Source organism: Enterococcus sp. DIV2384 (genome assembly GCF_050534975.1).
GTDB lineage: Bacteria > Bacillota > Bacilli > Lactobacillales > Enterococcaceae > Enterococcus > Enterococcus faecalis.
On the sequence record NZ_CP172905.1, the window covers coordinates 303,249 to 327,442 of the forward strand.

General features: G+C 38.6%; 23 protein-coding genes. 16 read left to right on the forward strand and 7 right to left on the reverse strand.

Features of this window, described 5'->3' with window-relative positions:
* Positions 1-166 precede the first annotated feature (166 nt).
* The 3 genes from IGK54_RS01535 to IGK54_RS01545 are packed head-to-tail and all read left to right on the forward strand — an operon-like array spanning position 167 to position 4,378.
* Positions 167-1,909: a PTS transporter subunit EIIC gene (locus tag IGK54_RS01535; RefSeq protein ID WP_430603128.1), complete on the forward strand. Its 1,743-nt coding sequence runs from the start codon at positions 167-169 to the stop codon at positions 1,907-1,909.
* Positions 1,900-3,933 carry a BglG family transcription antiterminator gene (locus tag IGK54_RS01540; RefSeq protein ID WP_002355275.1) on the forward strand — a complete coding sequence of 678 codons (2,034 nt, stop codon included), beginning with the start codon at positions 1,900-1,902 and terminating at the stop codon, positions 3,931-3,933. Before IGK54_RS01535 ends, IGK54_RS01540 begins: the two co-directional genes overlap by 10 nt.
* A 10-nt stretch (positions 3,934-3,943) precedes the next feature.
* Positions 3,944-4,378, forward strand: a complete 435-nt coding sequence (locus IGK54_RS01545; protein ID WP_002358391.1) for a PTS sugar transporter subunit IIA — start codon at positions 3,944-3,946, stop codon at positions 4,376-4,378.
* Between the two features lie 255 nt (positions 4,379-4,633).
* Here the strand turns inward: IGK54_RS01545 and IGK54_RS01550 are convergent, their stop codons facing one another.
* Complete coding sequence (locus tag IGK54_RS01550) at positions 4,634-4,729, reverse strand: type I toxin-antitoxin system Fst family toxin (RefSeq protein ID WP_015543884.1); 96 nt, start codon at positions 4,727-4,729, stop codon at positions 4,634-4,636.
* Between the two features lie 246 nt (positions 4,730-4,975).
* On the opposite strand from IGK54_RS01550, the gene IGK54_RS01555 reads away from it, so the two are divergent.
* The 3 genes from IGK54_RS01555 to IGK54_RS01565 are packed head-to-tail and all read left to right on the forward strand — an operon-like array spanning position 4,976 to position 8,369.
* Positions 4,976-6,748: a PTS mannitol-specific transporter subunit IIBC gene (locus IGK54_RS01555; RefSeq protein WP_002387897.1), complete on the forward strand. Its 1,773-nt coding sequence runs from the start codon at positions 4,976-4,978 to the stop codon at positions 6,746-6,748.
* A gap of 14 nt (positions 6,749-6,762) precedes the next feature.
* The gene (locus tag IGK54_RS01560; protein ID WP_002355279.1) at positions 6,763-7,200 is read left to right on the forward strand and encodes a PTS sugar transporter subunit IIA; all 438 of its coding nucleotides are present in this window, start codon (positions 6,763-6,765) and stop codon (positions 7,198-7,200) included.
* Between the two features lie 14 nt (positions 7,201-7,214).
* Complete coding sequence (locus IGK54_RS01565) at positions 7,215-8,369, forward strand: mannitol-1-phosphate 5-dehydrogenase (protein WP_002355280.1); 1,155 nt, start codon at positions 7,215-7,217, stop codon at positions 8,367-8,369.
* 67 nt (positions 8,370-8,436) lie between these two features.
* Here the strand turns inward: IGK54_RS01565 and IGK54_RS01570 are convergent, their stop codons facing one another.
* Both IGK54_RS01570 and IGK54_RS01575 read right to left on the reverse strand, forming a co-directional pair.
* Positions 8,437-9,552, reverse strand: a complete 1,116-nt coding sequence (locus IGK54_RS01570; protein ID WP_113848677.1) for an NAD(P)/FAD-dependent oxidoreductase — start codon at positions 9,550-9,552, stop codon at positions 8,437-8,439.
* Between the two features lie 78 nt (positions 9,553-9,630).
* On the reverse strand, positions 9,631-10,269 hold the full coding sequence (locus IGK54_RS01575) for an NAD(P)H-binding protein (RefSeq protein ID WP_002385354.1): 639 nt from the start codon (positions 10,267-10,269) through the stop codon (positions 9,631-9,633).
* A gap of 320 nt (positions 10,270-10,589) precedes the next feature.
* Between IGK54_RS01575 and IGK54_RS01580 the strand changes: the two genes are divergently transcribed.
* Genes IGK54_RS01580 through IGK54_RS01590 form a run of 3 tightly spaced genes read left to right on the forward strand, consistent with a single transcriptional unit; the run spans position 10,590 to position 13,714 of the window.
* The gene (locus IGK54_RS01580) at positions 10,590-11,768 is read left to right on the forward strand and encodes an efflux RND transporter periplasmic adaptor subunit (RefSeq protein ID WP_002355284.1); all 1,179 of its coding nucleotides are present in this window, start codon (positions 10,590-10,592) and stop codon (positions 11,766-11,768) included.
* Between the two features lie 9 nt (positions 11,769-11,777).
* Positions 11,778-12,488: an ABC transporter ATP-binding protein gene (locus IGK54_RS01585; RefSeq protein WP_002383683.1), complete on the forward strand. Its 711-nt coding sequence runs from the start codon at positions 11,778-11,780 to the stop codon at positions 12,486-12,488.
* Entirely contained in the window at positions 12,485-13,714 is a 1,230-nt protein-coding gene (locus IGK54_RS01590) for an ABC transporter permease (RefSeq protein WP_002389717.1), read from the forward strand. The genes IGK54_RS01585 and IGK54_RS01590 overlap by 4 nt, the downstream gene beginning before the upstream one ends.
* 54 nt (positions 13,715-13,768) lie before the next feature.
* On the opposite strand, the gene IGK54_RS01595 is transcribed toward IGK54_RS01590, so the two are convergent.
* Positions 13,769-14,473, reverse strand: a complete 705-nt coding sequence (locus tag IGK54_RS01595) for a DUF4811 domain-containing protein (RefSeq protein ID WP_002364955.1) — start codon at positions 14,471-14,473, stop codon at positions 13,769-13,771.
* Positions 14,473-15,990, reverse strand: coding sequence for an MDR family MFS transporter (locus IGK54_RS01600; protein ID WP_002385351.1), 1,518 nt, complete (start codon positions 15,988-15,990; stop codon positions 14,473-14,475). The genes IGK54_RS01595 and IGK54_RS01600 overlap by 1 nt, the downstream gene beginning before the upstream one ends.
* Positions 15,991-16,090: 100 nt before the next feature.
* On the opposite strand from IGK54_RS01600, the gene IGK54_RS01605 reads away from it, so the two are divergent.
* From IGK54_RS01605 to IGK54_RS01630, 6 genes are all read left to right on the forward strand, one after another.
* A complete protein-coding gene (locus tag IGK54_RS01605; RefSeq protein WP_002383688.1) occupies positions 16,091-16,558 on the forward strand; it encodes a MerR family transcriptional regulator in 468 nt (155 codons plus the stop codon).
* Positions 16,559-16,688: 130 nt separating this feature from the next.
* The gene (locus tag IGK54_RS01610) at positions 16,689-17,441 is read left to right on the forward strand and encodes an IclR family transcriptional regulator (RefSeq protein ID WP_002355294.1); all 753 of its coding nucleotides are present in this window, start codon (positions 16,689-16,691) and stop codon (positions 17,439-17,441) included.
* Positions 17,442-17,601: 160 nt separating this feature from the next.
* A complete protein-coding gene (locus tag IGK54_RS01615; protein ID WP_002386085.1) occupies positions 17,602-18,249 on the forward strand; it encodes a bifunctional 4-hydroxy-2-oxoglutarate aldolase/2-dehydro-3-deoxy-phosphogluconate aldolase in 648 nt (215 codons plus the stop codon).
* 4 nt (positions 18,250-18,253) lie between these two features.
* The gene (locus tag IGK54_RS01620) at positions 18,254-19,261 is read left to right on the forward strand and encodes a sugar kinase (RefSeq protein WP_002385349.1); all 1,008 of its coding nucleotides are present in this window, start codon (positions 18,254-18,256) and stop codon (positions 19,259-19,261) included.
* Between the two features lie 12 nt (positions 19,262-19,273).
* Entirely contained in the window at positions 19,274-20,113 is an 840-nt protein-coding gene (gene kduI, locus IGK54_RS01625) for a 5-dehydro-4-deoxy-D-glucuronate isomerase (RefSeq protein WP_002355301.1), read from the forward strand.
* Positions 20,114-20,134: 21 nt separating this feature from the next.
* The gene (locus IGK54_RS01630; protein ID WP_002362994.1) at positions 20,135-20,923 is read left to right on the forward strand and encodes a gluconate 5-dehydrogenase; all 789 of its coding nucleotides are present in this window, start codon (positions 20,135-20,137) and stop codon (positions 20,921-20,923) included.
* A gap of 59 nt (positions 20,924-20,982) precedes the next feature.
* Here IGK54_RS01630 and IGK54_RS01635 read toward each other — a convergent pair whose 3' ends face one another.
* Positions 20,983-21,183: a hypothetical protein gene (locus tag IGK54_RS01635; RefSeq protein WP_016632883.1), complete on the reverse strand. Its 201-nt coding sequence runs from the start codon at positions 21,181-21,183 to the stop codon at positions 20,983-20,985.
* Between the two features lie 106 nt (positions 21,184-21,289).
* On the reverse strand, positions 21,290-22,771 hold the full coding sequence (locus IGK54_RS01640; protein WP_002355315.1) for a peptide MFS transporter: 1,482 nt from the start codon (positions 22,769-22,771) through the stop codon (positions 21,290-21,292).
* A gap of 817 nt (positions 22,772-23,588) precedes the next feature.
* On the opposite strand from IGK54_RS01640, the gene IGK54_RS01645 reads away from it, so the two are divergent.
* The gene (locus IGK54_RS01645; protein WP_002355317.1) at positions 23,589-24,188 is read left to right on the forward strand and encodes a LysM peptidoglycan-binding domain-containing protein; all 600 of its coding nucleotides are present in this window, start codon (positions 23,589-23,591) and stop codon (positions 24,186-24,188) included.
* Positions 24,189-24,194 lie beyond the last annotated feature (6 nt).

Genomic DNA, 24,194 nt, shown 5'->3' on the forward strand with positions numbered 1-24,194 from the left:
AAGAGTTTCTTTCTTTTAGTATAAAAGTTTTTTCTATTAATGTAAACGGATTCTCTTGTGAGGTGCATAAAAGAATTATTTTACAAAAATCTATACTATTTTTTTGTGAAATTTCATATAATAGAAGTATTCTAATTATCTACATAGAGAGCGAGGGACAAGGAATATGAAGGAAAAAGAAATGCATTCGCTCTTTTTTAAACATAAGTTTGTGAAAGTAACTCCCTATTTACGTCGTTTTGGTCATCGTTTGAGTGGGATGATTATGCCAAATTTGAGTATTTTTATTGCGTGGAGCTTATTGTCTTTGGTGTCTGGCTATACGACTGGAAATCTACGGCTAGCTCTTTCTGAAGTCGAAACGATAATGATTCGAGTTGTTTTACCGATTTTAATTGGTTTTACAGGCGGAAAAATGTTCGAGGAACAACGTGGCGGCGTTGTTGCTGCTATTGCGACAGTGGGCGTGATTGTTTCCACAGATGTTCCACAGTTGTTTGGTGCTATGTTTATTGGTCCTTTAGCAGGATATACTTTCGCCAAAATTGAACAAATTCTCTTACCGAAAGTTAAAGAAGGCTATGAGATGCTGACTAAAAACTTTTTAGCAGGAATTGTGGGAGGACTGCTGTGCTGTTTTGGTATTCTGGTTGTAGCTCCGGCTGTTGAAAGCGCTAGTTTTTGGCTGTATCAATTTTCTTCTTGGTTAATTGAAGCCAATCTTTTACCATTGGTTCACGTTTTCTTAGAACCCTTAAAAGTGTTATTTTTTAATAATGCGATTAACCATGGCTTATTAACGCCTCTAGGTTTAGAAGGTGCTAGTCAAACAGGTCAGTCCATTTTATTTCTATTGGAAACAAACCCTGGACCAGGCGTGGGCGTTTTGGTTGCTTTTCTGCTGTTTGGGCCTGTAGGACAACGAAAAACAGCAGGAGGCGCCACCATGATTCAATTGATTGGGGGCATTCATGAAATTTATTTTCCGTTTGTTTTGATGGATCCGCGCTTATTTTTAGCAGTAATTGCTGGAGGAATGAGTGGTACGCTTGTTTTTCAAATATTTAATGGGGGGCTAAGTGCTCCAGCTTCGCCAGGTTCATTGGTTGCGATTTTAGCCAATGCCCCGACTGAGGCAAGGCTGGCGGTTTTTAGTGGAATTTTTGTTAGCTTTCTGTGCTCTTTTGCAATAGCAAGCTTGTTATTAAAACGTCAACGAGGAATTGAACCAGTTTCAATGATAAAGATGAAGGAGGAAGACCAAGTGGAAACAGTCACACCTAACTATCAGCAAATTTTATTTGTTTGTGATGCAGGAATGGGCTCAAGTGCCATGGGGGCTAGTTTGCTAAGCCGACAATTAAAAGCGGTGAACTTGGAGATGCCTGTGACTTACCAGTCCGTTCATCAGATGAAGTGGCAGCCTAAGACATTAGTGGTCATTCAAGCAGAATTGAAACAGTTAGCACAAAAGTACGTCCCAGAAAAGGATATGGTGAGTGTTCAAAATTTTTTAGAAATTAAATCCTATTACCCGCAAGTTTTAGCCAAACTGACTGCTTCTTCTCAAGAGCAATCTTCACTTGGTTCAGAGTCTACTGGAACGAACCCGACCAACCAAATACAGAAGCTTGTTTTTTTATATGCCGAGAATGTTCGAGGATCGCAAACAATGGGAATGGAATTATTGCGGCAACAAGCGGCGAAACAAGGAGTCGCGATTGAAGTATCTAAAGAACCACTGGAAACAGTCTTTTTTACCAAGGAGACAACCTACGTAGTGACTCGTGAACTGGCGCAAGCCTATCATTTAGATCTAACGCAACAAAATTTATACGTAGTTACTAGTTTTTTGAATAAGAAAGAGTATCAAGAATGGCTGGAAGGAGGAGCTGATAGATGTTTTTAACGACAAGAGAAACTGTTCTATTAACGGAATTAGTGAATAGTCCTACCCCCGTTTCAGTAAACCGCATGATGAATTTGTTAAAGGTTAGCCGCCGGACGGTATATCGTGAATTAGAAAATTTAGAAACCTCGCTAGCATCGATGGGCGCGACGTTGGAAAAAGTAGCTCGTGGGCGCTTTTCGATTCAAGCAGATGAAGCAGCGATGACGGAAATTCAGGCTGCTATTTTAGGAGAAGAGACACAGGAACTTTCTACTTTGGCGCGGCAACATGCGATTTTATTGACATTACTGCAAACAAAAGAGCCAGTCTCTATGCATTATTTTCTGGAAACGTATTGTATTAGTAATACGACTTTTTATGCCGATATTAAACAATTAGAAACACGGATTGCTCGGATTCCGTTGACGATTTCTCGGAATCAAGGCTATGAAGTGACTGGTTCTGAAAAATATCGCCGTCTTCTAATGGCGAATATTCTAAGTATGGAAATTAATGAGTACCAATTTTTTCATTTTACCGAATTAACGACAAACGACCATTTTTTCTTTCAGTTTATTCATGCAGAACATTTAGCATTTGCACAAAAAATTGTTCAGCCAGAAGTAGAAACTTTATTTCCAGCATTAAGTGATCGTAAATTACAACATTTGATTTTAATGTTAACAATTGCGATGGATCGGGTCACTGCAGGTTTTTATTTAGCTGATGAGACCTATACTGGGCAGATGAATAAGGCCTTTCTAAATTGTTCTAAACGACTTTTTTCAAAAGTCGCTGCTGAAACGAAACAACTATACGCTGTCAGTGAGATTGTTTTTTTTGCTAGCTTATTAAGTGATTTTTCTAATTCTTTTGATGAAGATTTTTTTGATGAACATTTTGACACTCAGCTGGCTTATGCAGTGAAACAACTGATTGAAGCAGTAAGTCAAGAAACAGAAGTTAATTTTTTCGAAGATACCAATCTGTATAAAATGTTGTTGACGCATTTATCAGGTGTTTTTTCTCGGGCGGTTTTACAAGAAGAAGATTTAACGAATCCCATTTTAGAACGGATCATGAATCAATATCAAGAAATAGCTGCGGCTTTACGCCAAGCGTTGCCGCAAATTTTTCCGCAAAAGAATTTATCGGAAGAGGAAATTGCCTACATGGTACTTCATTTTGCCAATTCTTTAGAACGGAGTCCCAAAATTATGGAAGTTGATATTGCTGGTTTTTCTCCTAGCGGTTTGGCTTCGACAAGTATGCTGGAAATGCGATTACGGCGCTACTTTCCTTTTATCAACCAGATTCATTTTTTTCGGATTGCGGATTTAGGTAAGGTGAATGTTGAGGAAAACTATGACTTAGTGATTTCCACTTCGTTATTACCAGGATACAATGGTAAATATAAATTGATCTCACCGTTACTTTTAGACGATGAAATCCGCCAATTGAAAGAAGAGTTTAAGCGGATTAGTCACGAAAAACGCTCGCTTAGGAAAGCGCCTGTGAAAAAAATAGGTGGCGAAGAAAGCTACGAAACGGTGGTCGCTTTCATGGAAGAAATTAGTAAACTATTAGAAACATTTTTCATAGCAGATTTAAATAATCAAGCGGATTTAGCAGAAACCGTTCAACAAGCTCTCGCGCAACTTTCCGCAGATTTAATCACCGATAGTGCAATCGTCTGTCAGCAATTGATGAAACGTTACGAGCAAGCGCCTATTGGGATTCCTCAGACGGAAATGGCCTTATTCCATACCTCAAGTACAGCAGTGACACAGCCTGTTTTTTGTATTTTTAATCTGGCCCAGCCACTTATGATTGAAGGTATGGATAAAAAGCCGATGCAGTTACAACGTATGTTACTCATGCTAGCGCCGATGCCGATTGATGAAACAATCGGGAAAATTTTAGGAAAAATCAGTGGTGCGATTATTATGAATGATTTAAATACAGAAATTTTTCATTCAGGAAATGAAGCCATTGTTTATCAGTTGCTTTCGTCATTATTAATTGAAGAAATGAAAGGCTAGGTGTTGAGAGATGTTTGAAATTACAGCGGAGCAAATAATGTTGAATCAATCGTATGCTAGTTGGGAGGAAGCACTTGCAGCTTCTGGTGAATTACTGCTAAAAAATCAGTTGGTCACGCCTGACTATGTCAAAGCAATGTATCAACGTCAACAAAAAGTCAGCGTGTATATCGGTAACTTCGTGGCATTGCCTCATGCGGAAGGACAAGATGAACAAGTTTTAAAAGAAGGGATTTGCTTTATTCAAGTGCCTGATGGGGTCAACTTTGGTACGGAAGCAGATCGAAAAATAGCTACTTTGTTATTTGTCGTTGCTCTAAAAAGTCAACGGCAACTAAGCATGCTTCAAGAATTAGCTTTTTTCTGTTCAGATCTCGAAAACATTCAGCGGCTCAGTGATTGTCGAACAATAGATGAAGCGCAAAAAATTCTGGCTCAAGCCTAAAGTTACGTCTGAAAAAATCAATTCAATTTGAAATGTTCAATAATTATTGAAATAATTTTATATTAAAAAATAAAATATTTTTTATTTAAGAGGTTAAACAAAAAAGATAAGAAGTTTCCTTGACAAAAAATAGGCCCTATGATAAATTTAAAGTAACTTGTGACAAAGTCGTGCATGGATGCACTAAAAAGACACCCTATTGCAGTAGGGTGTCTTTTTTTGCTGTTTAGACAGCAGCGGCTGGAAGCAACTTGTTTATTCCTCGTTCTGTTTTTCCAGCCAAATGGTTACAAGTTTCAGGACAATCCCGACAAAAATCGGCACAAGAATTTTTGTGACAATCTCGTACATGTGATGCACCTCCTTTCGAGGCAAGTCGCCAATTTGAGTATAGCATAAAAAGTTGTTCATTTATTATTGAAATTATTAGAAATGGAATAAGCACGTGTTTTCTGGTTTTCGTAACTAGAGAACACGTGCTTTTTTTCTTTCAACTTTTGGCACAATGGTTTGTGCCAAAGTACGACTTTTTCCAGATTCGGAAAGCGGATACAATTTAGTCAACAAGAAAAGTTACTTGAGAGAAGGGGAATAAAAATGGAACAAGTACCAGAAAAAAATAAAGTATCAATTAAAGCAAAAGTCCAAAGACTTGGCAGTACCTTATCTAGCATGGTGATGCCCAATATCGGGGCGTTGATTGCGTGGGGCGTTTTGACAGCGCTATTTATCCCAGATGGATATCTGCCAAATAAAGCCTTTGCCACGATGGTTGGCCCAATGTTGACCTATTTAATTCCATTATTAATTGGCTACACTGGTGGGAAAGTAATTGCAGGTGATCGCGGTGCCGTAGTTGGCGCAATTGCGACAATGGGCGTGATTGTGGGAACCGATATTCCGATGATGCTAGGTGCCATGATTATGGGTCCACTTGGTGGCTTTACAATTAAGAAATTTGATCAGTATTTCCAACATCGGATTAAAGCTGGTTTTGAAATGTTAGTAAACAATTTTTCAGCTGGATTGATTGGTTTTGCATTAGCTTTACTTGGTTTTTCAGCGATTGGCCCAATTGTCGATGCGCTGACTGCTGCAATGGCACGTGGTGTGGAAATCATTTTAAATGCTCATTTGATTCCATTAACGAGTATTTTTATTGAACCGGCAAAAGTGCTCTTTTTAAACAATGCGATTAATCATGGCATTTTAACACCCTTAGGGACAGAACAAGTCTTATCGGCTGGCAAATCAATTCTTTTCCTATTAGAAGCAAACCCTGGTCCTGGGTTAGGTGTCTTATTAGCATTTATGTTTTTTGGAAAAGGTGCGGCAAAATCTTCTGCGCCGGGAGCAATAATTATTCATTTCCTTGGTGGTATCCACGAAATTTACTTCCCATATGTAATGATGAAACCGTTATTATTCTTATCGGTTATTGCAGGTGGCGCGACAGGTAGTTTGGTTTTCCAAACGTTAGATGCTGGTTTACGTGCGCCCGCTTCCCCAGGCTCCATTATAGCTATTTTAGCAATGACACCAATGGGTTCTTACTTACCAGTTATTTTAGGTGTTTTGGCAGCAACTGCTGTTTCCTTTGCAGTATCCGCAGTCATTTTAAAAGCAGATGCGAAAGAAGAAAGTGATGAATTTGCCCAAAAAGTGAAAGAAACCCAAGCTGCTAAAGCAGCATCAAAAGGATTAACTGTCACAAATGGTAGTGCTTCATTGTCAGGAATTCAACAAATTATTTTTGCTTGTGATGCTGGGATGGGCTCTAGTGCAATGGGTGCGTCTATCTTACGGAAAAAGGTCCAAGAGGCTGGTTTAGTACAAACTGTGACGAATCGGGCCATTAATAATTTGACCGATGAGGGAAATACATTGATTGTCACACAAGCGGAATTGCAAGAACGGGCCAAACAGAAAGCACCTAATGCAACCTTTGTAGCAGTTGAAAACTTCTTGAACTCACCACGTTATGATGAAATTGTGGCTGAACTATCAGGTACCAAAGAAAAAAACGACGCACAACCAACAGTCTCCAAAGCAACACCTGCTTCTGAAATTGAGGGAGATTTAGCAAATGTCAATGAGATTCTTTTGGTTCACGATGACCGTGTCGGGTCAGCAACGATGGGAATGAAAGTCTTAGAAGAAATTTTAGATAAAGAGAAAATTTCAATGCCGATTCGAAAAATTAATATTAATGAATTAACTCAACAAACACAGGCTTTAATTGTCACAAAAGCTGAACTAACGGAACAAGCCCGTAAAAAAGCACCGAAAGCGACACACTTATCAGTAAAAAGTATGGTTAATCCCCAAAAATATGAAACAGTGGTTTCGCTCTTAAAAGAAAGTGCCTAGAGAGGAAGAAAACAATGGAAAATCTTACGAATATTTCAATTGAATTAAATCAACAGTTTAATACAAAAGAAGAAGCTATTCGCTTTTGCGGCGAAAAACTAGTCGAGGCAGGCTGTGTTGAGCCCGCTTATATCGAAGCAATGATTGAAAGAGACCAATTGCTATCTGTTTATATGGGGAATTTTATTGCCATTCCTCATGGAACAGAAGAAGCCAAAAAATTAGTGAAAAAATCAGGAATCTGTGTAGTGCAAGTCCCAGAGGGTGTTAATTTTGGCACCGAAGAAGATGAAAAAATTGCTACCGTATTATTTGGGATTGCCGGAGTCGGTGAAGAACATTTGCAATTAGTCCAACAAATTGCACTTTATTGTAGTGATATGGATAACGTGGTGCAACTTGCCGACGCATTAAGTAAAGAAGAAATAACAGAAAATTTAGCCATTGCTTAAAGGAGAGAATAAGAATGAACGCAGTACATTTTGGAGCAGGAAATATTGGACGCGGCTTTATCGGCGAAATTTTAGCTAAAAACGGGTTTCATATTACGTTTGTGGATGTTAATGAAACCATCATTCAAGCGTTAAAAGAACGTAAAAGTTATACAATTGAATTGGCCGATGCCTCACATCAACAAATTAACGTTGAAAATGTGACCGGGTTAAATAACATGACAGAACCAGAAAAAGTAGTAGAAGCAATTGCGGAAGCCGATTTAGTCACGACGGCGATTGGTCCCAATATTTTACCAAGAATTGCTGAATTAATTGCCCAAGGAATTGATGCACGGGCCGAAGCAAATTGTCAAAAGCCGCTGGATATTATCGCTTGTGAAAATATGATTGGTGGTTCTACCTTTTTAGCAGAAGAAGTGGCCAAATATTTGAAAAACCCAGCTTATGCTGAACAATGGATTGGTTTTCCTGATGCGGCAGTTGATCGGATTGTTCCATTACAAAAACATGAAGATCCACTTTTTGTTCAAGTTGAGCCTTTTTGTGAATGGGTCATTGATGATACCAACCGAAAAGCCAAAGAGATTCAGTTAGAAGGCGTTCATTACGTTGCTGATTTAGAGCCGTATATTGAACGGAAATTATTTAGTGTAAACACTGGCCATGCTACAGTTGCCTATACAGGGGCGTTGTTAGGCTATCAAACCATTGACGAAGCGATGCAGGATGCCTTAGTGGTAGCACAACTCAAATCAGTTTTGCAGGAAACCGGTAAACTTTTAGTGGCTAAATGGAATTTTGATGAACAAGAACATGCAGCCTATATTGAAAAAATTATTCAACGTTTCCAAAATAAATATATTTCAGATGCTATTACACGTGTAGCACGGACACCAATCAGAAAATTAGGTGCGCAAGAACGGTTTATTCGACCAATCCGTGAATTACAGGAACGCAATCTAGTGTCGCCGCATTTATTAGCAATGATTGGTATTGTCTTTAATTATCATGATCCAGAAGATGAACAAAGCCGTCAATTACAGGAAATGCTTGACCAAGAAAGTGTTGATACAGTGATCGCTGAAGTAACAGGCATTGAAGATCCAGAAACGGTTAAAAATATTAAACAAAACGTAGAACGCTATGCGCGACCACAAGTAGCATAATAACAAAATCCTTCTACCAAGATACTTCACATTTCTTAATTAAAAGGGAAAAACAACCGCTCGCTGATTAAAGTGAGGGGTTGTTTTTAACATATTGACTAAGTGGTTTTTGATAAAGCTCTCCTTTGAAGGCACCTGTATTGAAGTATTCAGCTAATTGGTAACCAATGAATGGGCCAGTAGTGAGTCCTGATGAACCAAGTCCGCTAGCAACCACAAGGTGGGGCAGCTCTGGCAAAGGACCAAAAAACGGAGCGAAATCAGATGTATAAGCACGTGTACCGACACGGTAATGCATGGGTTGCTTAAAAAGCTGATCTGCTTCTTTTAGAAATGGCGCAGTCCCAGAAGTTAGTTGTTGAAAAGCGCTAACAGTCTCTTCTAAATCCCAGGCTTGTTCATTTTCGTGGGTGGCACCTAATAAAATTTTTCCTTGATTAAAAGGAATTAAATCGGCTTCGCCATCTAACATAGCAACAGGCCATTGCTGACTGTTTGTAAAAGGGGTCTCGAAAACTAATAATTGTCCTTTTTGGGGACGAATGTCCACAGATAAATTTAAAGTAGCGAGTAATTCCTTTAAATGAGGACCAGGTGTTAAAGCGAGAAAATCAACGCTCTTTTTTTCTGAATTTGTGACAATTTCCCACCCTTGATTCAGTTGTCGAAAGTGCGCCCGTTGTGAGCAAAAAGTGACCCCTTTGGCTTCGGCGCGTTTCTGAAGATGGTTTAAATAAGCTGGTCCATCTAGGCGACCGCCGCCAGAAATAAAAAGTGAGGGAGTTTCCTTAAGTAGCGGTAAGAACTTCGCTGTTTGAACCGCTGACAACATCGTGATTTCTCCAATTTCAGGTGCAGTTTGCTTACGCTCTTCTGCCAAATGGGCTAAGTCTGCCAAAGCGGCTGCCGGGCGCAAAATGACAGTCCCTGATTGACGATAAATATCCTCCGTCAGCTGAAAATCTTTGACTAGCTTTGGAAATAGGGCAGCGCCCTCTCGCGCTAATTGGTACCATTTCTTATTCCGACGTTTGGATAGCCAAGGGGAAATAATCCCAGCGCTCGCTTTAGTCGCTTGGCCGAGCCCTTCATCATAAACGGTAATGTCAAATTTTTGTGGATCTAAATAATTAGCTAACGTCATTCCGATAATGCCGCCGCCAATAATGGCAATTTTTTTCATGCTTCTTCTCTCCTTCGAACAGTTGTATTGTAACACAAAAAAACCGCCTCTAGACAGAGACGATTGGGAGATAACTTGTTAAAGGGTCCTTCTGTGTGTGTAAATAGAATTGCCGCCTTCTAAAACGTGAACAATTTCTTGTGCCATTTCTGCCACAGGCACAGGATCATAGCCAATAAATAAGTTCTTTAAAAAGGGGATTTTCTTAAAAAAATAAATACATTTACTAAAAAGTATGGTGCCGGTACGTTCTTGACCTACAAGTAAACTAGGATAAAAAATTACTGCTTCGGCGACTTCTTGGTGGATTAGTTCCTCCGCTGCCAATTTGGCATCCATATATTTTCTCAAAGGGAAAGGAACAGTATTGGCTGAAATAAATAAAAACTTAGCTGGCTTTTTTTGTTGTGCTAAAAAAGAGCTGATTTTTTTCACTGGCGTCAGAATTAGCCGTTGATAGGTTTTCTTTTTTCGTGGATTTTCAAATAAAATACCTACTGTATCAATGACCCAGTCAGCACGCTGGACTTGTTCTTGCCAATTCGTGTCACGAGTAACATCGGAGCATACCCACTGCACTTGGTGGCTCCAAGATGCGGAGAGCGTGGCAGGCTTTCCATGACGTGAAACACTGATGACTTGATGTTGGCGTTGGACTAAAATTTTCGCGATTTGTTGACCTAAAAAACCGCTACCGCCAAAAATAATGACTTTCATGGCAAGCCCTCACTTTCAATTGTTTCTTCTAGTGTACCTTAAATAAAAAAAGAAGCAAAAAATCTCGATTGCGCATAGTTTAGTTATAAATAACATAAAAAAAACCTTTTTAGATTGTTGAAACACAAAGACCCAACAATGGTTATTTATTGTCGTGAAATAAATAAAAAAATGAACAAAAATGAAATAAATCAGACTAAAGGCCTAGAGAAATGCCCTTGTTTCTTGAATTCAAGCATGGTTAAATAGTTATAAGTGAACGACCGAGCAATTTAGTTTGTTGGGGAAAATAGACAGAATGAGGAGATGAAACGAAGAAAATGAAGAAGAAAACGATAATTATATTGGGGGCAGTTGCGGTAATTGCGGTTGGGGGCATCGTAACTGTGAATGCGTTAAATAAAAATGCACAACAAGTAGCTGTCAAGCAAGCGCCTAAAGATGACTGGGGAATTGACTATTTTGATGTTCCTGACTTGCAACAAATTTATATTAACGGTGTCATCCAACCAGAACAAATGGAAGCCTTTGCGCGCGATCAAAAAATAACAAAGGATCCAGAGATTAAGGTGAAAAACGGCGATGTCGTAGATGCAGGCACAGAATTATTTACTTATGAAGATGAGGCGGTCACAAAAGAAATTGAGGCACAACAAAATAGCTTAGCCAAATTAGAAACGAAGCGGGCGAATATCTATAATAAGTGGAATCGGGCCATTGATAAATTTAATAAAACTAAAGAAGAAGACCGCACGATGTCTGGTGATGATTTAAATGAACAATATCAAACAGAAGTCGATGCGGTAGATGAAGAGATTACCTTTACCAATGAAACCTTAGCGGATTTAGGAGCGAAGCAATATATTTCCACAAAGGCTAATTTCAAAGGTCGCGTATCAATTCCAGAAGTAAAAGATGCCAATTCACCGATTTTACGGTTAACTTCAGAAGATCTTTATTTAGCTGGAAAAGTGAATGAAAAGGACTTGACTAAAATTAGTGTTGGGCAAAAAGCTAAACTAACTTCTGTTTCCAATAATGTGGTTGTGGATGGCTCAATTTCTTACATCGATGATAATCCTCCTGAAGGCAACAGCGATGCCGCGAGTGGCAATCCAGAGGGCGGCACAACGATGTCTAGTTATAGCGTCAAAATTGCGTTGGCCAATTTAGACAAAGTCAAAAATGGTTACCATATGCAAGCAACCATTGATTTAGGCGATTTAGGGGCGATTGAGTTACCGAAAAAAGCGATTCAAAAAGAGGGTGAACAGGCCTACGTTTTAGTGAATGATTTTGGAACCATCATTCGTCGTGATGTCCAAGTCGGGCAAGAAAATGGCGACAAAATGGCGATTGAATCTGGCTTAGAATCAGCCGACCGAGTGGTTATTTCTTCAAAAAAACCAGTAAAAGTCGGTGATATTGTTGAATCAGATGCAGCGATTGCTTCTGATGAATCAGCAACCAACGAATCAATGACAGATGCGTCGAAATAGGAGGGCTTGATGGTGGAAGCAAACAATACAAATCAACCCCTCATTGAATTGCGGGACATTAACAAGTTCTATCCAGTAGGTAAGGAAAAACTACATGTTTTAAAAGAATTGAACTTGACCATCCATCAAGGAGAGTTCATTTTAATCATGGGGAAGTCCGGTAGCGGTAAGACAACGCTGATGAACATTATTGGTTTCTTGGATCGCTTAACAGACGGAAGCTATCATTTTTCAGGAACAGATGTTTCAAAATTGTCTGAAAATAAAAAATCAGCCTTTCGCAATGAATATCTAGGATTTATTTTTCAACAATTTTTCTTGATTAATTCCTTAAATGTTAGTCAAAATGTTCAATTGCCCTGTGTTTATGAAGGGAAAAAAAGCCGCGCTGAGAAAAAAGCGATTGCTGAAAAATACCTAAAAATTGTCGGTTTGGAAACAAAAGCCAAATCAAAAGTTACTGAACTTTCTGGAGGACAGCAACAAAGAGTAGCCATTGCTCGTTCCTTGGTGAATGATCCATTATTGATTATGGCTGATGAACCGACTGGGGCATTGGATAGTGAAACGGGTACAGAAATTATGGAATTATTGAAAGAATTGAATGAACAGGGCAAAACAATTGTCATGGTGACACATGATGAAGATATGAAAAAATATGCCTCACGAGTGATTCATATGAAAGATGGTCGCTTTTTGGAAGAAGAGGTGATTAGATGATTGCTAATTTATTTGTTAGTACTTTTTTAAGCTTAAAGGCACATAAGTTGCGGGTATTTTTAACGATGGTCGGGATTATTATTGGGATTACATCAGTCGTAACGATTTCTGCACTAGGTGAAGGGATGAAGCGTCAAGTTGTGAAGGCATCCAGTGCAGTGAACGCGGATGTTTTGAAGATTCATTATACAATGTCGGATGGTAGCAGTGACAATTTTATGTCCTATGAAGAGCCAGATTATACGTTTAGCCGAGTGGACTTGAAAAAATTACAAGACATTCAAGGAATTGAAAGTATTTATCCTCAATATGGTGAATCAATGATGGGGGGCGGAGACAATTTGTTTGTACCAATGGATTATTTTGGGGCGCAGGCGAATTTATCCATTACGTCGACTAAAGGGCAGAATGATATTTTATATGGTCGTGATTTTCAACCGAGCGATGCAAATACAGATGCGATTGTCTTAAATCATGATATCTTTGAAACGCAAATTCGGCTTGATGATCCTAGCCAACTCATTGGAAAAGCTGTTTCAATTGGTGGTTATATGTACAAGGTGATTGGTATTTTAGCACCAAAAGATTTAGATAGTTTGGGTATGAACGATGATTGGGCAACTGCTATGAGCAGTTTTGTTTCTCGAGAATCATACAATAAATTAGCGAAAACAAAAGCAATTAGCGGCATCAATATTAAAGTTCGTGAGGGAGCGGACCGTGAAGCAATTTTAGGACAGGCAATCACCATTTTAAGTGAAAATCATCCTGAAGTGAAAGGAACGTTTAAAGAAAACGACCAAGACCAACAACTCCAACAACAAATGGAAGAAATGGTCACGGGTATGACGATGTTTCTGATGGCAATTACTGCAATCTCCCTATTAGTCGGGGGAATTGGCGTCATGAACATCATGTATGTGTCTGTCACGGAACGGAAACGAGAAATCGGGATTCGTCGGGCCATTGGTGCTAAACCACGAGTCATTTTATTCCAATTTTTAATGGAAGCAGCGTTTATCACATTGATTGGTGGTTTGATCGGTGTCGGCTGCGGCTACTTATTGGCAACTGTGGTCGGTGGGTATATTTCGATTACGCCAATTATTACGCCGTCCATCTTTGCTATTTCAACATTGGTTTCGGTCTTCACAGGTATCTTTTTCGGGATTATTCCAGCAATTGGTGCCTCGAGGATGGATCCGATTAAAGCGATTTATAATTAAAAAGAAGAGCTTGGTAGTTACATCTTGTTTGATGATCCTATCAAGCTCGCTTTTTTATTTCATGTCACTAAGAATTTTCTGAATCAATTCTTGTTGAAACTCTTTGGTATATTGTTCGGTGAGTTTCGCTTGTTCTTCTTGGGACATTGATGGATTCGCCATCATAGCAGCCATCATTTTTTTGCCAACTGTTTCAGTCCCTTCTTTTTTGATATCAGCGGCATGTTGTTCCATATATTCGCCTAATTTTTTGGCTTGATCAGCACTTAAAACTAGCCAGTCACTAGCAACGTTGAAGGTGTTTTCTTGTTTTGCAAATTGGTTATCGTTGTCAGCAAGGCCAAATAGTGTTTTGGCCCAAGACTCTTGATAGGACCATTTCGTCGTTTTTTGGACTAATGTGGCTTTTTGAGCATCTTTTTGAACCGTGTTTGTGACGTTTTCCGTTCCTGTTTTTTGTAGTTTCTTTTTATCTGGTGTGTTATATAAATAAACTTTTTCGGAACCATCGCCCAACGGCTGGTACAATAACATGTTGGGGCCATCTTTGCTTGAACTACTGCTTTTTAGTTCAAACGTTTTGTCCTGAGTAACTTCGGTCATACCAAAATGATCTTTATCGTTTAAAACGATAAGACTTAACGAAGCTAAGAACCCTAAACCAAAAATAACCATACAGCATTTATGCCAAACTTTTCGGCCAAATACATTTGTGTAGGCAAAGCCTAACACGCAAAGGATTAAAAGGAAAATAATCATTATTTCATTGCACCTACTTCCTTAACAGGCATCGCTTCTTTTTTATTTAAGAAGAAAGTAATCGCCAAGCCGAGAACGCCAAAGATTGTTGCCACGAAGAAGGCTGCGTGATAACCGTTTAGTGTTGCGTTTGTTGCTTGGTCGCGATAAGTGAGTGGGGCTGTTTTTAATAAGTCCGATGCAGGTAAGCCGTCTTTGGTAACATTTGTTAAAACACTAATCAAAACAGCTGTTCCAATTGAGCTGGCTACTTGTCGGAAGGTGTTGTTTACAGCAGTTCCGTGACTTAATAAATTCATTGGTAAAGCATTCATGCCAGAAGTTGTCACAGGCATCATGACCATCGAAATACCAAACATCCGAATCGCATATAGGACAATGATATAAATAATAGGTGTTGCTTTTGTTAAGAAAGCAAACGGTAACGTTGCAGCTGTTAAAATAAACATCCCGGTAATCGCAAGACGACGGGCACCAATTTTATCAAAAATGCGACCCGTTACTGGCATCATAAGTCCCATGACTAACGCTCCTGGTAAAAGCATTAACCCTGAATGGAAGGCAGATTCGCCACGAATATTTTGGATATACAAAGGTAAAACCATTTCGGCACCAATCATTGCCATGTTGGTTACGCCAGATAAAATGGCCGCAACAGTAAAGACTTTTGATTTAAAAACGCGTAGTTCTAAGAAAGGTTGTTCTAAATGCAATTGTCGATATGTAAAAAGACATAAAACAATCGCACCAACAATTAAGAATCCATAGACTTGTGGGCTACCCCAACCTTTATCACCAACGCTTGAGAAGCCGTAAAGTAAGCTACCAAAGCCGAGAGTAGAAAGAATGACCGATAAGACATCGATACTTGGATTAGATAATTGAATGACATTTTTCATTAAAAATGAAGCTAAAATTAGGACTAAAACGACAATTGGAATGACCATTCCAAAAAGGTCACGCCATGTATAAGAATCAATAATCCAACCAGATAATGTTGGACCTAAAGCGGGTGCTAATCCGATAACAATTCCCGTTGTGCCCATGGCAGCGCCACGTTTTTCAGGCGGGAAAATTGAAAGCATAATTGTTTGTAAAAGAGGCATAGATACACCGACCCCTGCGGCTTGAACAAGACGTCCAGTCAATAACATGCCGAAGTCTTGCGCTACAAAACAGATGATGGTTCCGATTAAGAACGTTGACATCGCTGTTATGTATAATTTTTTTGAACTGAATTTGTTAATCAACCAAGCACTGATGGGAATCATAATGCCGTTCACAAGTAGGAATCCAGTGGTTAGCCACTGTACACTTGAAGCTGAGATATCAAATTCTTTCATTAATGTAGGTAAGGCCGTCGTTAAAAGCGTTTGGTTTAAAATCGTACAAAATGTTCCGATTAGTAAAACGCCGACTAGTAACGACCGGTTATAAGGTTTTCCGTGAATATCCACAGGTTGTTGTGAAGTCACATATATCGCTCCTTTTTCTGTAAGTTTCAAATTAAATTGCATTAACTACTTTACAACTAATTAGAATCTTTGTCAACTTACTTGACAAAGGTGTAAAAAAAACTACAATTAAGGAAAGGATAAGGGAAAGGAAGTTAAACTAATGTGGTCAAAAATGATTCAGCGTTTGTTAAATGAAGAAAATTTGTTGATAGGAATTAGTGAACTAAGTGAAATTGCTGAAGTTTCGCCACGTCAACTTCGTTATTGGGAAGAAAAAGGGTATATTTCTTCCATTGCGAAAGACGCAAACGGTCCACGGAAATATCGGTTACATACAGTCGTCAAAGTGCATTGGATCAAGCGTTTTTTAGATGAAGGATATACGTTACAAAGTGCGGTGGAAAAAGCAGAAGAGCAGCATCGTAATGTGGGGATGACGAAAAAAATCTTTAGTCAAATGTTTCATGGTATCTCAGAAGTTTGTCCCAATTACGTAGCGATTGATTTGGGCGATTTCGATGAAGAACAAAAATTATATGTTGTATTTAATGAAACCACAGAAGTCAGTGAGTATCTTTTAATTCCTAAGGATGCAGATGTTTCTGATGAGTTAAAGAAAAGAAAATAAGAATGAAATAGGACTGGGAGAAAGACCTGAAGTGAAAGTAAAACGTTACTGAATGAATCTTCGAGTTCTTTTTTTCTTGCAATTTCTTTATTTTTCTATATAATTTCTTATATGGAAAAGGAGGGTTTCGATGAAAGAAACAAAACCTTACGGAACAGTCTTGTTAAAAGCGGCTAAAATCATGGACTGTCTAAGTTTACAACCCGATCAAACCTTACAGGAAATTGCAAAGAATACCGAAATGACGGCATCAACGGCAATCAAAATTTTAGAAACCTTAACATTAATTGGCTATGTTCAAAAAGACACGAACAAGACGTACCGCTTAGGAACAAAATTGATTCGCTATGCGAATCAAAGTGTGGAGCAAATCGATTTAGCTGAAATTGCGGTACCTTATTTAGAAAACCTTCAAAATACGGTCGATGAAACCATTCATTTAGGGATTTTAAATAATAATGAAATTCTGTATATCAATAAATTAGAACCGAAAAATCAAACGATTCGCATGTCCTCGAAAGTGGGAATTACTCGACCTTTGTATAATTCGGCCATGGGTAAAGCCGTTTTAGCAGAATTTTCGGAAGAACAAGTGCAACAATATTTAGACACGCAGACATTAATTCCCTATACCGAAAATACGATTACCAATCCCTTGCGTTTGAAAAAAGAATTAAAACAAGTGCAACAAACGGGGGTTGCTTACGATGATGAAGAAATTGAACAAGATATTTTCTGTAGCGGAGTATCTTTAATGAAAGATGGCGAAATTGCGGGTGCTTTTAGTGTAAGCATGCCGAAATATCGTTTGACAGAGGAAAATAAAACGACGATTAATCAAGCCCTTTTAGCAACAAAAGCAGCGATTGAAGCGAAATTATAGTAGAAAAAGAAAGACAAACAAAAGTCGATTGGGATTTTTGTTTGTCTTTCTTTTTTTATTTTTGTAAAAACGTTTGCATTTTCTTTTTTTATCTGTATAATGAAGTTGTGAATTTCTTTATAATAAATATATGTTTCTAAATAAGAAATGAGGGAGTCTGTTGAAGCGAGTATCAATTTTACAAAAATTAGAAAATGCTGGCGTGATTGCTGTGGTTCGCGGAAAGACAAAAGAGGAAGCGCTAAAAGCTAGTCAAGCTATTGTAGCAGGCGGTATGCGGGGGATTGAGTTAACCTTTACTGTTCCTCAAGCAACAGAAGTGATTCAGGAATTAGTTGCGTTATACAAAGAAAATCCTGACGTAGTCATTGGTGCGGGGACAGTTTTGGATGCTACGACTGCTCGTTTAGCTATTGTAGCAGGGGCTGAATATATTGTGAGTCCAAGCTTCGATGAAGAAACCGCTAAAATTTGCAATTTATATCAAGTTCCTTACTTGCCAGGCTGTATGACCATCACAGAAATGAAAGAAGCACTGAAAAGCGGAGCAGATATTATTAAACTATTTCCGGGAAGTGTTTATGGACCGAGTGTTATTTCGGCATTTAAAGCGCCATTGCCTCAGTTAAATATTATGCCAACGGGTGGTGTCAGTTTGGAAAATATGGCCGAGTGGTTTGACGCAGGTGTGACGGCCGTCGGTGTTGGTGGCAATCTGTTAGCGCCAGCAGCAACTGGGGATTTTGAAAAAGTTCGTGAGGTTGCCCAAGCCTATATGGAAAAATTCCAAGCAATCAAAGGGGTGTAGGCACATGGGGAAAGTCGTAACATTGGGAGAAATCATGTTGCGTTTGTCCACGCCTGTCGGAATACGCGTAGCACAAACAGAAAATTTCGCTGTACATTACGGCGGTGGTGAAGCGAATGTAGCGATTTCGTTAGCGAACTATGGCCACCAAGTGACTTTTGCTAGTAAAGTGCCCGATAATTCATTAGGAGAAGCCGCCAAAAAGCATTTAAGTCGTTATGGGGTTTCAACGGAATTTGTACGAACTGGCGGAACACGTCTAGGAACGTATTATTTGGAAACTGGTACAGGAGAACGAGCAGCCAGTGTTGTCTATGATCGCGCCTATTCAAGCTTTGCTCAAATCGAAGAAATGGAATGGGACTTACATGAGCTGTTTTCAGGAGTAGAGATCTTTCATATTTCAGGGATTACAGCGGCGTTATCAAAAAATTGGCAAAGTATGACGGTTGCGCTAGTTAAAGCAGCGAAGCAAGCAGGGTGCCAAGTAAGTTTTGACATTAATTATCGAGGGAAACTTTGGTCCCAGAAAGAAGCGAGCGTGGCATTGAAGGCCATTCTTCCATTTGTTGATATTTGTTCAGCTGGGGTATTAGATGCTCGTTATTTATTGGAGATTCCAGAACCAGAGGAAGAACTTGAAGACGCATTAACGTGGTACTACCGAAAAATGCAAGAACGTTATCCCAACATTCAAGTATTTTATTCAACCAAACGTCAAGTTCATTCAGCGACAGATAATGAATTAATCGGAACGCTATGGTACAAAGGTGCGTATTATACGTCCAAATGTCATCGATTACAACCGATTGTTGACCGTGTCGGTGCCGGTGATGCGTTTGCTGGTGGGGTTTTACATGGCATATTAGCTGCCTATGATCCACAAACCTGCATTGATTTTGCGACAGCGGCTAGTGCGTTAAAACATACTGTCCATGGTGATTGTAATCAATTTAGTCAAAAAGAAGTCCTTGCTTTTTTGGCAACGGGCTCAGGAAAAATAAATAGATAGGAGATTTTAGTTATGCAAAATATGGAAACACGTTATACACATAGTCCGGCGGATATCCGTCACTATTCAACAGAACAATTGAGAGATGAATTTTTAGTAGAGAAAGTTTTTATTCCAGGTGCAATCAGCTTAACCTACACACATAATGATCGGATGATTTTTGGTGGTGTGACACCGACCACAGAAGAATTAGAAATTATTTTAGACAAGGAATTAGGAGTTGATTATTTCTTAGAACGTCGTGAACTAGGAGTTATTAATATTGGGGGACCAGGCTTTATTGAAATTGATGGCGCCAAAGAAACAATGAAAAAACAAGATGGCTATTATATTGGGAAAGAAACAAAACATGTTCGTTTTTCTTCAGAAAACCCTGATAATCCAGCGAAATTTTACATTAGTTGTGTGCCAGCACATCATAAATATCCCAACGTAAAAATTAGTATTGATGAAATTACCCCAATGGAAACGGGTGATCCATTAACATTGAACCAACGTAAAATTTACCAATACATTCATCCGAACGTTTGTGAAAGTTGCCAGTTACAAATGGGCTACACCATTTTAGAACCAGGTAGCGCTTGGAATACAATGCCTTGTCATACACATGAACGTCGTATGGAAGCGTATGTTTATTTTGATATGGAAGAAGATACGCGGATTTTCCACATGATGGGTAAACCAGACGAAACGAAACATTTAGTAATGAGTAATGAACAAGCAGCCATTTCACCAAGCTGGTCAATTCATTCTGGGGTTGGTACAAGTAATTATTCCTTTATTTGGGCCATGTGCGGAGAAAATATTACGTACACAGACATGGATATGGTTGCAATGGATCAATTAAAATAAACTAAAGAAAGAGGAGAAAACATGGAATTTAAAATGAATGATTTTCAATTAGATGGAAAAGTAGCGTTAATTACAGGTGCTGTTTATGGGATTGGCTTTGAGATTGCGAAATCCCTAGCTGAAGCAGGAGCAACAATTGTTTTTAATAACTTATCTCCTGAATCAGTTGAACAAGGCTTGGAAAATTATCGGGCCGCAGGGATTGAAGCACGTGGTTATGTGTGTGATGTCACTGATGAAGAGCAAGTTCAAGCGATGGTCGCTCAGATTAAAGAAGAAGTCGGCTCTATTGATATTTTAGTCAATAATGCGGGAATTATTAAACGAATTCCAATGGTGGATATGTCAGCAGAAGAGTTCCGTCAAGTGATTGATGTTGACTTGAATGCGCCATTTATTATGGCAAAAGCGGTTATTCCAGATATGATTGAAAAGGGTCATGGCAAAATTATCAATATCTGTTCAATGATGAGTGAACTAGGTCGTGAAACAGTTAGTGCGTACGCGGCAGCAAAAGGCGGACTAAAAATGTTAACGAAAAATATTGCTTCTGAATATGGACAATATAATATTCAATGTAATGGGATTGGACCTGGCTACATTGAAACGCCACAGACGGCGCCATTAAGAGAACCAGGGCATCCATTTAACGAATTCATCTTGGGACGAACACCTGCTAATCGTTGGGGTACACCAGCAGACTTAGCTGGCCCAGCAGTTTTCTTAGCATCTAACGCTTCTGACTTTGTTAACGGACATATCTTATATGTCGATGGTGGAATTTTAGCTTATATTGGAAAACAACCATAAAAAATAAGTAAAAGGAGCGAGACTAGCAATCGCTCCTTTTACTTATGGCTAGCCTTCTACTAAAAACTCACATAAAAGAAAGAAGCAATCGCCACAGCAAATGAAATAATAGCAAACACTAAGCTACTCCATAGTCCTAACAGAATAAATGGTGAGGTTCTTTTGCCGCCCTCTTTCTTTAAGTAGGAAAATGTCTGTCCAGTAACAATGAATTGCCAGATACTAATCAATAAAAAAATACCGCCAATTAAGTAACGCATGTCCTTGTCCTCCTTCTATTTAGTATACCACTTGATGAAAACGTTATCAAAACGCTGTATAAAAAAGTTGCCTTTCAAAAAAGAGAAAGGCAACTTTTTTGACGGTTTAACGGACGTCACCCATTAAGTTTTGGATTGGTTTTTTCACAATGAATAAGAGAATCCCAGCAACGACAGCTACAAGTCCGACAATCCCAAAATATGCTGACTCTGTTCCAGGTGTATAGAAACGAGCAATTTGAGCGTTAATGGCTTGTGAAGCGGCATCTGCTAATAACCAAATAGCAACGGTTTGAGCTTCGAAAGCTTTCGGTGCTAATTTTGTAGTAATCGATAAGCCAACGGGAGATAAACACATTTCTCCGACAATCATAATGAAGAAACTAAAGAATAACCAAAGTGGACTCACCCGTCCTTCGGTACCATAAAGTAGACCTGGCAACATTAATAAGACGAAGGAAAGACCAGCAAAGACTAGCCCTAGTGAAAACTTCACAACTGTTGATGGTTGACGTTTACCTAGTTTTGTCCATAATGTAACAAAAATAGGGGTCAAAATAACTACGAATACAGGATTTAATGATTGGAACCAGCTAGCGGCAATCGGGAAGCCAAACAAACTCGTTTGCGTCCGTTCATTTGCAAATAGAGCAAGAATAGACGAACCTTGTTCTTCCAATGACCAGAAAACAATTGCTGCTAAGAATAATGGCAAGTAAGCCAGAACTTTTGGTTTTTCTTCAGCAGTGACATCTTTAGAAGTTAACATTTTGCTGAAATAATAAACAGGTAACAGGATTCCTAACACGCTGATGGTATTAATAAAGAAATCAATTGTTAAATGTCCTGTGACATAGGCGCCACCAAAAATAAGTAAAGCAACGACAATTGCCAACATAAATGCTTTAGCAAATTTCTTTTGCTCTTCTTTAGACATTGGATTAGTTGGGGCCTGACCAATCCCAGCAAGAGATTTACGTCCTTGGAAATAATATTGTAGTAGCCCGAAGAACATCCCTACTGCGGCAACTGAAAAGCCTAAATGATAATTATATTCTTGTCCTAAAGTTCCGACAACAAGGGGAGCGATTAAGGCTCCGATATTAATCCCCATGTAAAAAATGGAGAAGCCTGCATCTCTACGTAAGTCAGTTTTTGAATAAAGATGGCCAACCATCCCTGAAACGTTTGGTTTTAACATCCCAGTCCCAAATACAATCAACATAATAGAAACGAATAAGGCGGGGACACCAAATGGGGTAGCGAGAACAATATGTCCAGCAATGATTAACAAACCACCAATAAAAACAGTTTTCCTTGAACCTAAGACACGGTCAGAGACCCAACCGCCAATGATACTGGACATGAAAACCATTGATCCATAAATGGACATGATGGCTAAGGCAGTTGCTTTGGGGAGACCTAAACCGCCATTGGCTACGGTATCGTAAATGTAATACATTAGAATAGCACGCATGCCGTAGTAACTGAAACGTTCCCACATTTCTGTGAAGAACAGTGTTGCTAGTCCTTTCGGTTGTCCCAGAAAGGATTTGTCTAATTTCTCAAGTTGTTCTTTGTCACTCATAGATAAAACTCCAATTCTTATAATATTCAGAATATTTGATAATAAAATGACTTAAATGTAGATTCATATATTTTATTACTCATAGATTGGAAAATAGAAAGAGAAAAAACTGATTACGTTTTTAAATAACAAGCGTTCGATTGATTGTTTGTTTTTTATTCGTGAATTATGATAAAAATGAATATTTATTCTGCTTTATTTTCAATACTTTGTTTTCATAGTTGCTTTAGCTGTTCCTTTTTTGAATAAGATTAAAATGAATAAATAACAAGCAAAATATAAGATTTTTTTGTTTAACTCTTTTTGTTTCAATAGGAAGTGCTTAGTGTTTTTTCAGAATCGAAAAATGAATACGACAAAAAATTTATCTATATAATAGAAGGAAAAATAAATATAGTGAATGATAAAAAAATTCAAAGAAAACACCTGTTCTTTTTAGGCGTGAGTTTTTAAAAAAAACATTCTCATGTCTAGTATCTTTAACATTTTGTTACTTTTTGACTGAAACGAATGTAAAAAAACCGACATTTAATGGCTAATCAAGGGTTAGAAAACGGTTTCTCAAAAATAAAATTCTGTTTTTTTAACTTTTTTTCGCAAAATATAAACAGGATAATATCAAGCTTCCGGCAGCTTTTTATTACAAAATGTAACAAAACCGACATTCTAGTAATAAATTGTCACGAGATATTCACCTACGGCCGGCCATTCGATGATAAAGTATGTGAAGTCGTTTCGATAAAGCGAAGCAGACGTGGTTGTTGCCGAGTGCTAAGAGCAACAATCAAATATTTTTAATTACAAAGGAGAAACATACATGAAATCAATCAAAACGATTTTACTTGGAACAACTTTGGCCGCAGGTTTAGGATTATTCTTAGGAACAGACGCAAACGCAGAAAGCTTATATACAGTTAAAGCAGGAGATACTTTATCAACAATTTCTCATCAATTTGCAGGAGACAATAGCTTAATTCAAAAAATTGCTTCTGATAACAAATTGCCAAACCTTGATTTAATTTTTGAAGGAGAACAATTAGTTATTCGTTCAGAAAAAGAAGTTGCTAATACTCCAGCACCAGCTGTAGAAGTTGCACCAGTTCAACAAGTAGTTGAACAACCTGTTGCACAACCAGTACAACAAGAAGTACAACAACCTGTTGCTCAAGAAGTAGCGCAACCAGCAGCACCTGCCGCAAGCAGTGATGCAAAAGAGTGGATCGCACAACGTGAATCTAGTGGTTCTTACGATGCAACAAACGGTCAGTATATCGGTCGTTACCAATTATCTGCCTCTTATTTAAATGGTGACTATTCACCTGCCAACCAAGAACGCGTGGCAGATCAGTACGTAGCAGGTCGCTATGGTTCATGGGATGCAGCTAAATCATTCTGGTTAGCAAATGGTTGGTACTAAAATTAA

What these genes read in the sequence shown, in the direction of transcription:
- IGK54_RS01540 (WP_002355275.1), top strand. Translation starts at nt 1,900, where the DNA reads ATGTTTTTAACGACAAGAGAAACTGTTCTATTAACGGAATTAGTGAAT.
- IGK54_RS01600 (WP_002385351.1), bottom strand. Translation starts at nt 15,990, where the DNA reads ATGCAATTTAATTTGAAACTTACAGAAAAAGGAGCGATATATGTGACT.
- IGK54_RS01560 (WP_002355279.1), top strand. Translation starts at nt 6,763, where the DNA reads ATGGAAAATCTTACGAATATTTCAATTGAATTAAATCAACAGTTTAAT.
- IGK54_RS01595 (WP_002364955.1), bottom strand. Translation starts at nt 14,473, where the DNA reads ATGATTATTTTCCTTTTAATCCTTTGCGTGTTAGGCTTTGCCTACACA.
- IGK54_RS01610 (WP_002355294.1), top strand. Translation starts at nt 16,689, where the DNA reads ATGAAAGAAACAAAACCTTACGGAACAGTCTTGTTAAAAGCGGCTAAA.
- IGK54_RS01570 (WP_113848677.1), bottom strand. Translation starts at nt 9,552, where the DNA reads ATGAAAAAAATTGCCATTATTGGCGGCGGCATTATCGGAATGACGTTA.
- IGK54_RS01565 (WP_002355280.1), top strand. Translation starts at nt 7,215, where the DNA reads ATGAACGCAGTACATTTTGGAGCAGGAAATATTGGACGCGGCTTTATC.
- IGK54_RS01590 (WP_002389717.1), top strand. Translation starts at nt 12,485, where the DNA reads ATGATTGCTAATTTATTTGTTAGTACTTTTTTAAGCTTAAAGGCACAT.
- IGK54_RS01640 (WP_002355315.1), bottom strand. Translation starts at nt 22,771, where the DNA reads ATGAGTGACAAAGAACAACTTGAGAAATTAGACAAATCCTTTCTGGGA.
- IGK54_RS01620 (WP_002385349.1), top strand. Translation starts at nt 18,254, where the DNA reads ATGGGGAAAGTCGTAACATTGGGAGAAATCATGTTGCGTTTGTCCACG.
- IGK54_RS01585 (WP_002383683.1), top strand. Translation starts at nt 11,778, where the DNA reads ATGGTGGAAGCAAACAATACAAATCAACCCCTCATTGAATTGCGGGAC.
- IGK54_RS01605 (WP_002383688.1), top strand. Translation starts at nt 16,091, where the DNA reads ATGTGGTCAAAAATGATTCAGCGTTTGTTAAATGAAGAAAATTTGTTG.
- IGK54_RS01550 (WP_015543884.1), bottom strand. Translation starts at nt 4,729, where the DNA reads ATGTACGAGATTGTCACAAAAATTCTTGTGCCGATTTTTGTCGGGATT.
- kduI (WP_002355301.1), top strand. Translation starts at nt 19,274, where the DNA reads ATGCAAAATATGGAAACACGTTATACACATAGTCCGGCGGATATCCGT.
- IGK54_RS01555 (WP_002387897.1), top strand. Translation starts at nt 4,976, where the DNA reads ATGGAACAAGTACCAGAAAAAAATAAAGTATCAATTAAAGCAAAAGTC.
- IGK54_RS01545 (WP_002358391.1), top strand. Translation starts at nt 3,944, where the DNA reads ATGTTTGAAATTACAGCGGAGCAAATAATGTTGAATCAATCGTATGCT.
- IGK54_RS01645 (WP_002355317.1), top strand. Translation starts at nt 23,589, where the DNA reads ATGAAATCAATCAAAACGATTTTACTTGGAACAACTTTGGCCGCAGGT.
- IGK54_RS01580 (WP_002355284.1), top strand. Translation starts at nt 10,590, where the DNA reads ATGAAGAAGAAAACGATAATTATATTGGGGGCAGTTGCGGTAATTGCG.
- IGK54_RS01575 (WP_002385354.1), bottom strand. Translation starts at nt 10,269, where the DNA reads ATGAAAGTCATTATTTTTGGCGGTAGCGGTTTTTTAGGTCAACAAATC.
- IGK54_RS01630 (WP_002362994.1), top strand. Translation starts at nt 20,135, where the DNA reads ATGGAATTTAAAATGAATGATTTTCAATTAGATGGAAAAGTAGCGTTA.
- IGK54_RS01535 (WP_430603128.1), top strand. Translation starts at nt 167, where the DNA reads ATGAAGGAAAAAGAAATGCATTCGCTCTTTTTTAAACATAAGTTTGTG.
- IGK54_RS01635 (WP_016632883.1), bottom strand. Translation starts at nt 21,183, where the DNA reads ATGCGTTACTTAATTGGCGGTATTTTTTTATTGATTAGTATCTGGCAA.